At 46.5% G+C, this 14,003-nt stretch carries 15 protein-coding genes; 8 read left to right on the top strand and 7 right to left on the bottom strand.

Going from position 1 to position 14,003, the window contains the following annotated elements:
- Nucleotides 1–38: 38 nt before the first annotated feature.
- Nucleotides 39–2,243, bottom strand: a complete 2,205-nt coding sequence (locus FS373_RS03660) for a molybdopterin oxidoreductase family protein (RefSeq protein WP_144047065.1) — start codon at nt 2,241–2,243, stop codon at nt 39–41.
- A gap of 273 nt (nt 2,244–2,516) precedes the next feature.
- Here FS373_RS03660 and eco point away from each other — a divergent pair, with 273 nt between their 5' ends.
- From eco to FS373_RS03630, 6 genes are all read left to right on the top strand, one after another.
- Nucleotides 2,517–3,122, top strand: coding sequence for a serine protease inhibitor ecotin (gene eco / locus FS373_RS03655; RefSeq protein ID WP_152829047.1), 606 nt, complete (start codon nt 2,517–2,519; stop codon nt 3,120–3,122).
- Nucleotides 3,123–3,403: 281 nt separating this feature from the next.
- On the top strand, nt 3,404–4,390 hold the full coding sequence (locus FS373_RS03650; RefSeq protein ID WP_227992526.1) for a DMT family transporter: 987 nt from the start codon (nt 3,404–3,406) through the stop codon (nt 4,388–4,390).
- Between the two features lie 224 nt (nt 4,391–4,614).
- Nucleotides 4,615–5,019, top strand: a complete 405-nt coding sequence (locus tag FS373_RS03645) for a hypothetical protein (RefSeq protein WP_144047067.1) — start codon at nt 4,615–4,617, stop codon at nt 5,017–5,019.
- A gap of 60 nt (nt 5,020–5,079) precedes the next feature.
- The gene (locus FS373_RS03640) at nt 5,080–5,286 is read left to right on the top strand and encodes a hypothetical protein (RefSeq protein WP_144047068.1); all 207 of its coding nucleotides are present in this window, start codon (nt 5,080–5,082) and stop codon (nt 5,284–5,286) included.
- Nucleotides 5,287–5,296: 10 nt separating this feature from the next.
- Nucleotides 5,297–5,797, top strand: coding sequence for a superoxide dismutase, Ni (sodN, locus tag FS373_RS03635; RefSeq protein ID WP_144047069.1), 501 nt, complete (start codon nt 5,297–5,299; stop codon nt 5,795–5,797).
- A gap of 22 nt (nt 5,798–5,819) precedes the next feature.
- A complete protein-coding gene (locus FS373_RS03630) occupies nt 5,820–6,113 on the top strand; it encodes a S24 family peptidase (RefSeq protein ID WP_144047070.1) in 294 nt (97 codons plus the stop codon).
- Nucleotides 6,114–6,461: 348 nt separating this feature from the next.
- Here the strand turns inward: FS373_RS03630 and FS373_RS03625 are convergent, their stop codons facing one another.
- On the bottom strand, nt 6,462–6,887 hold the full coding sequence (locus FS373_RS03625) for an AAA family ATPase (RefSeq protein ID WP_227992557.1): 426 nt from the start codon (nt 6,885–6,887) through the stop codon (nt 6,462–6,464).
- 125 nt (nt 6,888–7,012) lie between these two features.
- A complete protein-coding gene (gene cobB / locus FS373_RS03620; RefSeq protein WP_229380937.1) occupies nt 7,013–7,735 on the bottom strand; it encodes a Sir2 family NAD+-dependent deacetylase in 723 nt (240 codons plus the stop codon).
- 294 nt (nt 7,736–8,029) lie between these two features.
- On the opposite strand from cobB, the gene fur reads away from it, so the two are divergent.
- Nucleotides 8,030–8,461: a ferric iron uptake transcriptional regulator gene (fur, locus tag FS373_RS03615; protein ID WP_144047073.1), complete on the top strand. Its 432-nt coding sequence runs from the start codon at nt 8,030–8,032 to the stop codon at nt 8,459–8,461.
- 57 nt (nt 8,462–8,518) lie between these two features.
- On the opposite strand, the gene FS373_RS03610 is transcribed toward fur, so the two are convergent.
- Complete coding sequence (locus FS373_RS03610; RefSeq protein ID WP_152829046.1) at nt 8,519–9,019, bottom strand: GNAT family N-acetyltransferase; 501 nt, start codon at nt 9,017–9,019, stop codon at nt 8,519–8,521.
- Nucleotides 9,020–9,188: 169 nt separating this feature from the next.
- Here FS373_RS03610 and FS373_RS03605 point away from each other — a divergent pair, with 169 nt between their 5' ends.
- A complete protein-coding gene (locus FS373_RS03605) occupies nt 9,189–10,826 on the top strand; it encodes an FMN-binding glutamate synthase family protein (protein WP_144047075.1) in 1,638 nt (545 codons plus the stop codon).
- A 33-nt stretch (nt 10,827–10,859) separates the two neighbouring features.
- Here FS373_RS03605 and FS373_RS03600 read toward each other — a convergent pair whose 3' ends face one another.
- From FS373_RS03600 to sucC, 3 genes are all read right to left on the bottom strand, one after another.
- Nucleotides 10,860–11,783 carry an AEC family transporter gene (locus tag FS373_RS03600; protein WP_152829045.1) on the bottom strand — a complete coding sequence of 308 codons (924 nt, stop codon included), beginning with the start codon at nt 11,781–11,783 and terminating at the stop codon, nt 10,860–10,862.
- A gap of 75 nt (nt 11,784–11,858) precedes the next feature.
- A complete protein-coding gene (gene sucD / locus FS373_RS03595; RefSeq protein WP_144047076.1) occupies nt 11,859–12,731 on the bottom strand; it encodes a succinate--CoA ligase subunit alpha in 873 nt (290 codons plus the stop codon).
- A complete protein-coding gene (gene sucC, locus FS373_RS03590) occupies nt 12,731–13,897 on the bottom strand; it encodes an ADP-forming succinate--CoA ligase subunit beta (protein WP_144047077.1) in 1,167 nt (388 codons plus the stop codon). Before sucC ends, sucD begins: the two co-directional genes overlap by 1 nt.
- Nucleotides 13,898–14,003 lie beyond the last annotated feature (106 nt).

Here is a 14,003-nt window from a genome sequence, read left to right as displayed (position 1 = left end):
AATCTCAGGCTTCAAATTCGCAAAATTATTCCGTCACCCTAAAATGCACGACGCTCGACGTTGATCCGCGCCGCTTCATCTTGATCGATCGGCTCTATTCGCGTGCTGCACTGCTTAAATGCTGGCTGACGTGAATAGGGATCGAGTAAACCTAAGGTGAGACGGTTGACACAATCGTGGTAATGAAACGGGATAAACACCATGTTACGCGGCACCCTGTGGGTCAACTGCACCATCACTACGGCATCGCCGCGACGACTCGTGAGGCGCACATAGCTCTGGTGTTCGACCCCAAGCTCTTTAGCCGCGTCTGGGTTCATCTCCATGTACGCCGTTGGGCTGAACTTGTTGCAGTTGCCTATCTTGCCCGTACGGGTACGGGTATGAAAATGCTCCACCACCCTGCCGCTATTAAGCCAGAAGGGATACTCGTCACAGGGCTGCTCGTTGTTGTTATAAAAATTAATGGGCAGCAGATTTGCCTTACCTGACTGAGTCGGAAACAGGCCATCGCTGTAGAGCCTGGCTGTGCCTTTGAGACCTTCATCTTGCTCTCTAAATGGCCACTGAATGCCTCTGGCTGCCTCGATTTTCTCATAGGTCATGCCAGAAATATCTAAGTGACGCGGACCGCCATGGGACAACTTGCCCTTAGACAGGTATTTCATCTCTTCGAACGCCCCTTCCGGTGTCGCGGGAAAATGGATCATCTGACCGTTATCGAAGCGCTTGGCCAGCTGATTAAAGATCCAAAAATCTGGCTTAGAATTCTTAAAGGGAGGCAAGACATTACAGATCAGGTTAACCCTGCGCTCAGTGTTAGTGTGGGTGCCCTCTTTTTCGGCCCAGACTGATGCAGGCAGATACACATGAGAATACTGGTTAGTCTCAACATCGCTATAGACGTCTTGGATAACCAGAAAGTCTAGCTTCTCAAGCGCCTTACGGATACGCGCCGTGTTGGGCATTGAGGTCATGGGATTAGTGGCCACGATCCACAGGCCTTTTATCTCTCCAGTCTCGATGGCTGGAAAGATATCGGTCTCGGCCAGGCCGCGTTTCTTGGGAAAGAACTCAGGATCTATGCCCCAAAAATCGGCTATCTCGTTTCTGTCGGCTTCATTTTCCAGATAACGATATCCGGGTAAGCCCGAGCAAGATGACCACTCTCGGGTGCCCATTGCATTACACTGACCGGTTATCGATAAGCTGGTGCCACCTGGCTTACCTATATTACCGGTTATCATATTCAGGTTATTGATGTTGGCCACACCATCTGAGCCATGGGTAGATTGATTTATCCCCATGGTCCAGATGCTCATGGCCGTCGGTGCCTTAGCATAAATTCTCGCCACATTACGTATGGTATCTTCGTCTATGCCGCAAATGTGTTGCGCTTGCTTAGGATTATAGTCCTGCACCAGTGCCTTAACCGCCTCGAAGCCTTGGGTATGGGCGTCGATATAGGCCTGATCTTGCAAGCCTTCATTGATGATCACATGCAACATGGCGTTGATCAGCACACAATCTGTACCTGGAGTGATCGGCAGGTGAATATCGGCAAATTGCGCCAACATGGTCACTCTGGGATCCACCACGATCAAAGGAAAATGTCGCTTCTCCAGCGCCTCTTTCAGGCGCCAATAGATGATAGGATGTTGCTCGGGAAGGTTGGAGCCAAAAGCCATCAGACAGTGGGTATGCTCGAAATCATCGTAACACCCCGGCGGACCGTCGGCGCCGAAGGAGCGCTTATAGCCGCTGACCGCGGACGCCATACATAAGGTGGTATTGCCGTCGTAGTTATTAGTACCGATCACACCGCGGGCAAGCTTGCCTAACGTATAGAACTCTTCGGTCAACAACTGGCCGGAAGAGACGATGGCAAAAGAATCGCGGCCATACTTGGCTTGAATATCTTTGATCTTATCGGCCGTGGTATCCAGAGCGTGATCCCAGGAAGTAGGCTCAAAGTCTTCGAAATGCTTGTCTCTTATAAGAGGCTCTGTTCCCCTGCCCGGACTCTCGAACAACTCGTGCTCTAAGATCCCCTTGATACAGAGTTTACCCCGATTCACATCGGCGCCAGCATGGCCTCGGGTGGTGACAATCTTGTTCTGCTCGTTTAAGCCTATCTCGATAGAGCACCCCGTAGAGCAATAATTACAGGTGGTGTACTTCCACTGTGCAACTTTCTTGCTGGGTATCACGATAGGCTTTCTTTTTTTACGACCAAACAGCATAAAATTCGCCCCACATTGAATAGATTCTATTTTATTTTTGCTTTATCTCAGCAATGATCATAACAATGCAGCCCTCATGCCAAAATATTAAACCAATAAAATCAATTAAATAGATATAATTCAGTTTCGATTGATGTACATTTTCGGTGCTTTCGCTTTAAAGTGGTGCACTTCTGGTTTTAAAATAAATTAAAATAGTTAACCCCTTTTCATTTTCCGGTCGTTTATAAGGGTATCTAAAACAGAAACAGCCATTTTTTTCTTGGAGATTTTATGAATTCATCGACACTCAACGCCGCTAAGAAAGCATTGACCATCACATTTTCAGCAGGAAGTATCTTAGCCGTGTCGCTATTATCTTTTAATGCAGCGGCCACCAGCCCAGCTCATCCAACGGATCTTAACTCTAGTGGTCACAACCAAAATATCATCACATCTCAGGCCTTCTCTTCATCCAATTACCAAGTCCAGGACGCGACTAAGATGTTTCCTGCACCAGAAATAGGCATGGTGCAACACATACTCACTCTGCCTAAACTAGATGATGAGTCGAACTACATGGTCGAGATACAGATAGGCCAAACTCAGATGGTGGACTGTAATGGCGGGAGCCTGTCGGGTGACTTGCAACAACATTCGGTTCAAGGGTGGGGATATAACTATTACCAAGTTGATTCGATCACTCAGGGGCCAACGACTATGATGGCGTGTTTCAAGCAAGCCAAAAAAGAGGCTTTTGTGCCAATCAGTACAGAGCTGAAAATCAGGTATGACAGTCGTCTGAATAAGGTATTTTATCTGCCCGAAGGCAGCGAACTAAGATATCGAGTCTGGGCGGTTGAGAGCCAATTCAGCACCTCAAAGCTAATGAGTGAATAATTAGCACCCAATATTGGTTACACATTTCACTACACGCATTAGTGACCAATTCCCCATACATAAATGCCAGCTAGCTAAGCTGGCATTTTACCCTTCACTTACTCCTTAGAGCCTTTCTCCGGGCAAACAGCAATTTATCTCTAACAGTCCTGGTCTGATGATTGGCTCATTTATTCTCGATTATCTACTATCGAATGGTATATTCTAGCTAAACCACTTAGAACATAAGCCTTATAACCAAGGTAAACACTCATTCGAATCAACAAGGATCTGATTAACTCTTGAGTAGACTTAACATCAGCCTCTACACGATTTTGGCCCTAATAGCGTTCGCGGCTAACTCAGTCCTGTGCCGCCTGGCATTAGGCGATAACACCATAGATGCGGCGAGCTTTACTTGGGTTCGGCTACTATCCGGAATGTTAGTGTTAATCATTATCTTAGCTTTCACTCGCTCAAGCTTAGGATCTAGCTTTAGCCGCACTGAGAGTAAGAGCCCGAGCCAAGATGAACAAGATAACCTGCAAGGGACATCTGCGGCCGACGCTTTGAGTCTGTCGAAGTCGAAAGCAAAAGGCAGTTGGCGAGCCGCTATATTGTTATTTATCTACGCGATAACCTTTTCCTTCGCCTATATATCATTGGCCACAGGCATGGGCGCCCTCATCTTGTTTGCCTCGGTGCAACTCACTATGGTTATAGCCAGTCTGCTCAGCGGTAAAAAACTCCACTATACTGAGTGGATCGGACTGATAATGGCTTTTTGCGGGTTCATTTACCTGGTGATGCCGACACTCGCGACACCTTCACTGTCAGGTTTTATCCTGATGACAATATCTGGCATTGCATGGGCAGGTTACACTCTGATGGGGCGAGGCTCCGCAAGCGCACTAGGAGATACCAGCTATAATTTTCTGCGTACCTTACCTTTCGTTATCCTCTTAATCCTGGTCACATTTCAAGATGCTCAACTATCAAATACCGGCCTGGCATTAGCCATAGTGTCCGGCGGGCTCGCCTCGGGGATCGGCTACACCATCTGGTATATTGCACTGACAGGTTTGAGCTCGATACAAGCGGCAGTGGTACAGCTAGTGGTGCCTGTTATCGCGGCTATTGGCGGTATCATATTTGCGGGTGAATCAATATCGATGCGCTTGATACTCGCCTCTGCGATGATCTTAGGCGGGATCTTATTTCTGATAGTAGGAAAATATGTCCTTGAGAGCCGTGGTTCGCGCCATACTAAAGAAAACGAAAGCAATTAAACATCTCTGTTAAGCATCTGAACAGAGACTAAGCTTCCTCAGGCTCAACATCCAGATATCCTCAGTCTCTAACCCCTCTGCCCATTCGCCCTCATATTACTGTGCAACAAATGTAAATGTTAGATTTATCTATTGTACCGCCCTTTACAAATCCCTTCTCACGAGCATAATGATATTGATTCTTATTTGCATTTATCACTTATAGATATTGAAGGAGTGAGGGTATGGATACATGGAAACAGCTGATTTTTGAGGCCAACCAAGCTTTTCAGGCTGGTGATTGGCAGGATGCCGAACATCAATATTTGGTCGCCGTGTCGAGAATTAATCACCTCTATGCCGAATACACCAACAATGAACAGGTCATGATGGCCTGGTTAGCCAGTTACCATAACCTGTCTGAGCTCTATGGCAGACAGGGAAAAGCCGACGCTCAACTTAGCAATATCATGATCCCTTATCACCAATTAAGAAATCGACTCATCACTCAAGCAGATAATAAGCCCATCTATGCCGCGATCCTGCATGGATTGAAGCTTAGCTGCAAAGAGTTATACCTATTCCAAAAGAGCCAATTACAGGGATCTAAATGTATCGATATGAACGCTTTGGCTCCGGTCATTCACTAGTAACAAGCCTATCTCAAACCAGACATCTGAAACCCACTTAATAGTTAAGGTCAAGTACCCATGAAGCAAAGATTCTCAGCAGTATTCACATTCATATCCACCCTGCTTATCGCCCCAACGGCCTTGGCACATCCGGGACATGATCATGCTCATTGGTCATCGTCTATGGTCCATCTGCTGTGGATTTTGCCCGCCGTGGCGGCCCTGGGACTCGCCATCACTATGTACCGTCGAAAGAAAGCCGCGACTCGATCAGACAGCAAATAAGGGGGCTAACATGTTTTATAATTTATTGAATAAACTCGACAGTAAAGCGTCTTTTAAGCGTGCCTCGGCCCACTGTGATATTCCGTGCAAGATTTACGATCCTATCACGGCTCAGCTGGCGGTATTGACTATGATCCGCATGGTCGACTTACTCGAAGAACTCAATGCTAAGTCATCTCTGACGCCCAATGAACAGGCTCAATTCGGCCGTTTAGTCGCCGAAAAAGAAGTCCATGGCCACAAGGTAAAAGATGAGATCACTATTATCTGGGGCGACTACATCAAGCAGCCTCAGCTGGATCAATTCCCGCAGCTCCATGAGCTGAGTCACAGCATCATGTTGGCGGCATCTAAAGCCAAACAGCATATCGATCGTGATGCGACTCTGCTACTGCTGGAAAAGGTCAATCGCTTCGCCGAGATATTCTGGGAGACCAAAGGGGTTAAGACTTATCAGGCCACCTGCCCTTATCCGCCCGCAGAGACCTTGATTTACCCACAATTAACATAGCGATTAAGCTTAAGGAGCACTCATGTTTGGGATCAATCTATACCGTATTGCCGGAGTCAGTATGCAGCCGCGTATTCCTGCCGGCAGTTTCGTTCTCTGCATGAGCGCCTTTTCTCGAACTCGTTTAACACTAGGTGCAGTATACCTTTTCGATCACCCCAGACTAGGTGAGCTGATCAAGACCCTTGTCAAAATAGACTGTGCGGGTAACCTCTGGTTCAAAGGAGAAAACGATACCAGTATATCCAGCCAAGAGATGGGCCCCATAAGAAGTGGCAGAGTCATAGGCAAGGTCACCCTGATCATATCGGCCTGAGATGCTAACTCACTGTCTAGCGATTAACCCATTTTAAGTTAGTCATTCAAAGATACTGACAACTTAAAAACCTTACCTCGAATCATCAATTGTAACCTAGGACGCTATTTGTTAGCGTTAAGTCATGACAGCATTTCATATCACCAGAATACATACATCAAGAGGTATTTTCAGGCTGAGCGGCCACTGGGCTCAGACACTGGAGATATCTGCTATCGAATTTATGGGCACAGATGGCTGGGTAGGACTAAACTTAGCAGATGAAAATTCCCGCCAATTAATGCTCTATTTGGAGCAGGAAATTCTAACCCATTTACGGTCGCAACATCCGACTGATATTTACTAGAATTAGAAGACTTCGAACTGTCTGGCCATTCTCTGTATCTGGGCTAACGGTACGCCATGGTTATTTCGCTTGGCGCATTCAGCTTGATGAGCAGGGTCATGAGGTTCACCTATTAACACGATGCGAACCTGATAGCCCAAGGCCTTCGCCGCGGCTTCGTAGGCCATAAACTCCCAGTAAGCCATATTAGTATTATCACAAATAACTAGAGGCTGAGAAACCGATAGCGCATGAATAAATCCACTTAAGTTGCGCTGATGAAACTCGGCCAAACATTTAGCATCGAACCTGTACTCATCCCCTACATAGAACAAACTATCCGTCGAGAAATAGCCCTTGCTCCGAATGTTCATGGCGACTTCGAGTGTTTGACTGCCAATAAACTCATCGACCCAACGAGACTTACCGCTGCCGGGAAGACCGCGCATGATTATCACTAACTTTTTCAAATTCTGACCTTGTTTATCTTCCTCTTTTGGCAGAGTTCGACTCAGGGCTTCTTCCATCTTTAACTACCTCGGCTATTACGACATTCTATTTTCAACCCAATTTCTTAGCGATTACTGATCACAGTCCCCGACAAGATATTATCGACCAAGTCTGGCACTATTTCACTGGCCTTACCCTGCAGATGATATTGAAATTGACTGTGACGGTCTGCTTCGACCAAGTTGACTTCAACGGTTTGAGCGCCATGGTGATTAGCAGTATCAACAAAGCCTGCGGCTGGATAAACGGTGCCTGAAGTCCCTATGGCGATAAACAGATCACAATTATCTAAAGTATGTTGAATGCGGTCCAGGCCAATGGGCATTTCACCGAACCAAACCACATGGGGCCTTAGCCTCTGGGCCGGAATACAGCAAGTACACGTATGCTCGGGGCCAAATGGGTCTTTGAGTAAAAAGGTTTGACGGGAACGCGGACAACGTCCTTTCGACAACTCCCCATGCATATGCAATAAACGGTGTGATCCCGCTCGTTCGTGTAGGTCATCGATATTTTGAGTGACTATCAATAGCTCACCATCAAATTCTCTCTCGAGGCGCGCTAAGGCATTATGCCCTGCATTCGGTTCCACATCTCCACTATGCAGCTGACTCCAACGGGCATTGTAGAATCGATCCACAAGCTCGGGATCTCGCGCATAACCTTCCGGCGTCGCAACATCTTCAATTTTATGTTCTTCCCATAGACCATCTTGATCTCTGAACGTTCTTAAGCCTGATTCTGCTGAAATTCCAGCGCCGGTTAAAATCACTATCTGCCGATACATTTTCATTCCTTCCATACTCTTTTTATTCTTATTAAATATAACCCGACAAGCCTGACTCAAATATCTGACACACGATATTATGCATTAGTATAAATACAATAATAACAATACAAAATGTAAGCTTAAATCGCATGCTTTATCTCTGATTTATAGCGATTTATTGTATTTGCTTTGATAAAGGTGAGATAAAGACCTTCAAAGGTTTAAGTTTTTAATTTTACCTCTATAATAGATCTTAATATCCACTATTGAACCGATAGTTAAACTGATGGTTCTGCAATCAAGAGATTAGTAATGACAGATGGAAATCAGGCGCTAAAAAAAGCGGGTTTGAAAGTTACCTTACCACGAGTCAAGATTCTAGAACTGATGCAAGGACCCGAAAATCAACACATCAGTGCTGAGGATCTGTATAAAAGATTACTCGCGTTAGGTGAAGAGATCGGTCTTGCCACCGTGTACCGTGTACTCAACCAATTCGATGATGCAGGTATCGTTACCCGCCATCACTTCGAGAGCGGCAAGGCAGTTTTCGAATTGGCGACTAAACATCACCACGATCACCTCGTTTGCTTATCATGCAACAAGGTCATCGAGTTTTCAGATGATCTGATCGAGACTCGACAAGATGAGATTGCCATGAAACACAACATAAAACTCACCAACCACAGCCTATACCTATACGGTGTGTGTACTAATGATGAGTGTGAACACAACGACGCTTAAGACACACTAAGTTTCATCCTAAAAGAACCAGCCCTCGAGCTGGTTTTTTTGTGCCTATTAAAGATGCTTGTGAAACACATTCACCTTGTGCCCCATAAAACGGTCTCTATTTCTATGCTCCATCCCAAGCTTTTTGGCCAGATTTTCAGACCCTTTATTACCCAATAAAATGAGAGCAATCGCTTCATGGACTCCAAAGTCTGGAAACGACTCTAATGCCGACTTCCCCGCTTCAAAGCCATAACCTTGGCCCCAATATTCTGGCAGATAACGGTAACCCAGCTCGACTTCCCTAAATTCAGTAATATACTTAGGTCCACAAAATCCAATGACTTTCTTATCCGCTTTATGCTCTACGGCCCAACGGCCGTAACCAAACTCTTCGTAGTTGGCAATGATGATATCTGAAAGAATCTGCTCAGCTTGATCGACCGAGGTCATCGGCTCGCCGGGAATGTAAGTCAAGATCTCTGGTATGCTGTTAAGCAAGAATAGGGTGTGAATATCCTTAGCTTCAAATTGTCGTAAAATCAACCTATCCGTTTCAGCAATGATCATATAATCCCTTAATTTGAGGCTAATGTTTGAACCCAGTACATCTAAACACAATTTAGTGCAGCGAATCTAAATTAGTAACCAATTTATATACCTGTTAGTTTTTTATCAATATAATCCCATAATAAAGCGTATATTTTGCTCGGTTCCGCACGATTAACAAGGAAGCAATATGACAATAATGCAATTGATTTACTGGCTAATTGCCAGTGTAGGTAACCTGTTAGCCCTCTTTTTTTTAAGTACAAGCCCCCTATCCGTATTGCTATTAGTATTCACAGCCTGCTACACAGTAATCGGCTTTTATGATCTCAAATTTAGCTCCCACAACTTAAACAGACTCTACCCTGTAGTCGCCTACCTTCGCTATTTCCTCGAGTCCTATCGGGTCGAGATCCAACAATATTTCATCGCAAATGACACAGAAGAGCGCCCCTTTAATCGAGAGCAGAGATCCTTGGTTTATCAGAGAGCCAAGAATATCCGTGACACCATCGCCTTCGGTACCCAGAGAGATCTGCTGGAAGAGAACTATCTTAGCCTCTGGCATTCACTGTCCCCAAAAAAAATAAGCGATGAGGTGAAACGCATCAAATTCGGCGGACCCGACTGCACTCAACCCTATGAAGCATCTTATTTAAATATATCAGCCATGAGTTTTGGCTCATTAAGCGCAAATGCCATCGAAGCCTTGAACCTTGGTGCCAAACAGGCCGGCTGCTTTCATAATACGGGAGAAGGCGGCGCAAGCCCCTACCACCTAAAACACGGTGGCGACATAGTGTGGCAGATAGGCTCAGGACTATTTGGTTGCCGTGATGATGAAGGCAATTTTGACCCAGACTCCTTCGAAACCATGGCTAAGCGACCACAAATAAAGATGATTGAAATAAAGCTCAGCCAAGGTGCAAAACCTGGCCACGGAGGCGTGCTACCTAAGGCTAAAATCACCCGGGAAATCGCCGAAATTCGTCATATCCCCATGGACAGAGACTGCGTATCTCCGGCAGTAAACCCAGAATGTACCACTCCCATAGATCTGCTTAATTTTGTTGCGCGATTAAGAGAACTCAGTGGCGGTAAACCCGTCGGTTTTAAACTTTGCATCGGCAACCCCGCCGAATTTCTCGGGATCTGTAAGGCTATGCTGAAGACAGGGATCACCCCGGACTTCATCACAGTCGACGGCGCTGAGGGTGGCACCGGAGCCGCACCAGTTGAATTCACGAACCGACTCGGCATGGTGTGTCTCGAAGCCGTGTATTTTGTTCACAACGCCTTAATCGGCGTGGGATTAAGAGACAAAATCCGCATCATAGCCTCGGGGAAAACCGCCTCGAGTTTCGATCTGCTCACGAAAATTGCCCTAGGCGCCGATACGGTTAACGCCGCGCGCACCATGATGTTGGCTCTGGGATGTATTCAGTCCCGTCACTGCAACACCAATCTGTGCCCCACTGGCGTCGCCACCCAAGATCCCGCCAGGGCCAAAGCAATCAATGTGCAGGAGAAGAGTTTAAGGATTAAAAACTTCCATCACAATACCCTAAAGAGCTTCTACGAACTCGTCGGCAGCATGGGCTTAGATGATCCCGCTAAGCTGCTCCCCCAGATGATAAAACGCCGCTCCCCCTATGGCCTACTGATGTCTATGGGTAGCCTAATCAAACCCGTAGCGCCGAATGCGCTGATTGAAAACGGTGAACTGGATGATGCCTGGCAGATCTGGTGGAAGACCAGCCGAGCAGAACAGTTCTACGCCGAAGATGTGTTCTTCCTCCAGCCTCCTGAATTCAGGCATCAGGCCTAAAGCATCTAAAAACTAATATTTAAGCGTCTAGGCCTATAACAAGATCCACAACCAAAATCCGAAACTAAACACACAGAGCACAGTCGATAAGACGACTGTGCTGGCCAATACTGATTGCTGCACCTTAAGCTGAGTGGCAATCAGATAGGCATTCACACCCAGCGGTGAGGCACTGAGCAGCACTACTAGCGCCAAACTATCCCCTACCATGCCCAAGCCATAATGTCCGAAACCGTATACCAGAGCCGGCAACACTAGCAATTTAATTGCGCATGCCAAGGCCGAAAATACCCACTCCTGACTGATGCTATAAAAACTCAGGTTCGCCCCCAAGACGAACAAGGCGCAGGCCAATGCTGGCTCAGCCAGCAGACTGAGTCCGGACATCAGCTCATCGGGCAGCTTGAGCCCCAAAGCATTAATGATCATTCCCAGAGAGATACTCATCACAACAGGATTAAATAAAATTGAGCGGGTGAAGCTGGACCATGAAAAAGCTTGTCCTGACGCTCTAGAGGAAAGTAAGAAGGTCATAGCAAACAAGAGCGCACTATGAAAGGTGATGATGACAAACACATTACCCATCATAGACTCACCCAACGCCGCGATGATGATGGGCAGACCCACTAGAATCGTGTTGGAATAACTGCAGCCTAAAGCGTAGACGGCACTTTGGGCCTGATTTTTACTACTCCGGCTAAAGAATTTACTGGCCACAAAACCTATGCCATACACGGCAAGAACAGGCAGATAAAATGCCACCAGCTCGGTGATGTTCAGACTCTGCTCTAGGGGTGCTTTATACATATTCAGGAACAAAAAGGCCGGAATACTGATATTAAAGGCAAATTTACCTATACCAGCTAGATGCTCACGGCTGAAGTATTTGATATGAGTCAGCAGGTAGCCCAAACCCACCATGAAAATCAACGGAAAAATAACGGATACGATAAACATAATTAACTCAAAGCATCAGTAAAAAATGGCAACAAAAAAGGCGCCCGAGGCGCCTTTTAAAATCGGAAGGACTAATTACCAACCAGTTCTTGTACGTAGTGCTTTACCGATATCGGCAAGTGAACGAACTGTCGTTACGCCTGCAGCTTCAAGCGCGGCAAACTTATCTTCAGCTGTACCTTTACCACCGGCGATGATTGCACCGGCATGACCCATACGCTTACCTTCAGGTGCTGTTACACCGGCAATGTATGAAACAACAGGTTTAGTCACGTGAGCCTTGATGTACTCGGCCGCTTCTTCTTCAGCAGTACCACCGATCTCACCGATCATGACAATCGCTTCGGTCTGTGGATCGTTCTGGAATAACTCAAGAACGTCGATGAAGTTAGTACCAGGAATTGGATCGCCACCGATACCAACACAAGTAGACTGACCGAAACCTTCATCGGTAGTCTGCTTAACCGCTTCATAGGTCAGCGTACCTGAGCGAGAAACGATACCGACTTTACCCGGCTTGTGGATGTGACCAGGCATGATACCAATCTTACACTCACCAGGAGTGATAACACCTGGACAGTTAGGACCGATCATACGCACGCCAGTCTCTTCAAGCTTAACTTTAACCTGAAGCATATCCAGAGTCGGGATGCCTTCTGTGATACAAACGATAAGCTCGATGCCACCGTCAATAGCCTCAAGAATGGCATCTTTACAGAAAGGAGCAGGTACATAGATAACAGATGCAGTAGCACCGGTTTCAGCGACAGCTTCTTTAACTGTGTTAAATACTGGCAGACCAAGATGAACTTTACCGCCTTTTCCAGGTGATACACCACCAACCATCTGAGTACCGTAATCGATAGCTTGCTCAGAGTGGAATGTACCTTGACCGCCGGTAAAGCCCTGACAGATAACTTTAGTATCTTTATTGATTAAGACAGACATTATTTGCCCTCCGCAGCTTTAACAACTTGCTGAGCCGCGTCAGTAAGACTCGTGGCAGCGATGATATCGAGATCTGAACCAGCCAATACTTCACGGCCAAGTTCTGCGTTAGTACCTTCAAGACGGACAACAACAGGTACGGTTACACCGACCTCTTTAACTGCACCGATAATACCTTCAGCTATCATGTCACAACGCACGATACCACCGAAGATGTTAACCAATACTGCTTTAACGTTATCGTCAGACAGAATGATCTTGAACGCTTCAGCTACACGCTCTTTAGTCGCTCCGCCGCCAACATCGAGGAAGTTAGCAGGGTTGCCGCCGTGTAGGTTAACTATGTCCATGGTACCCATGGCAAGACCTGCGCCGTTAACCATACAACCGACGTTTCCGTCTAGTGCGACATAGTTAAGCTCGAACTTAGCAGCATGTGCTTCACGTGCATCATCTTGTGATGGATCGTGCATGTCACGGATTTTAGGCTGACGGTACAAAGCATTACCGTCGATACCAATCTTACCATCAAGACAGTGAATGTTGCCTTCGTCGGTGATAACCAGCGGGTTAATCTCTAGAAGTGCGAAATCATGGTCTTCAAACATCTTAGCTAAGCCCATGAAGACTTTAGTGAACTGCTTCATCTGAGTCGGGTTTAGGCCCAACTTGAAGCCAAGATCACGAGCCTGGAATGACTGAGGACCTGTCAATGGATCTATGATAGCCTTGTGGATCAACTCTGGCGTATTTTCAGCCACAGTCTCAATATCAACACCGCCTTCGGTAGAAGCCATGAATACCACACGACGTGAAGCGCGATCGACAACGGCACCTAGGTACAATTCGTTGGCGATGTCGGTGCAGGTTTCTACTAAAATCTTAGCAACCGGCTGACCCTTCTCATCTGTCTGGTACGTTACCAGATTTTTACCTAACCAATGTTCGGCAAACGCGCGGATCTCGTCTTTAGAGCTAGTAACTTTAACGCCACCAGCTTTACCACGGCCACCTGCATGTACTTGACACTTAACAACCCAAGTGTCACCGCCAATCCTTCCAGCAGCTTCAACGGCTTCTTGTGGTGTATCACAAGCAAAACCTTCTGACACTGGCAAACCATATTCGGCAAATAGAGCTTTTGCCTGATACTCATGCAAATTCATGATGATCTATCCATATACTTCTTATCAAATTTAACTGGCTCTTTCTGGGCCAGTAACGAGGGTAATACCAATCACATCCTGAGACGTGACTGGTATGGTGTCACTG

Source organism: Shewanella sp. YLB-07, assembly GCF_009377275.1.
This window is presented reverse-complemented; position numbering and strand designations above follow the sequence as displayed.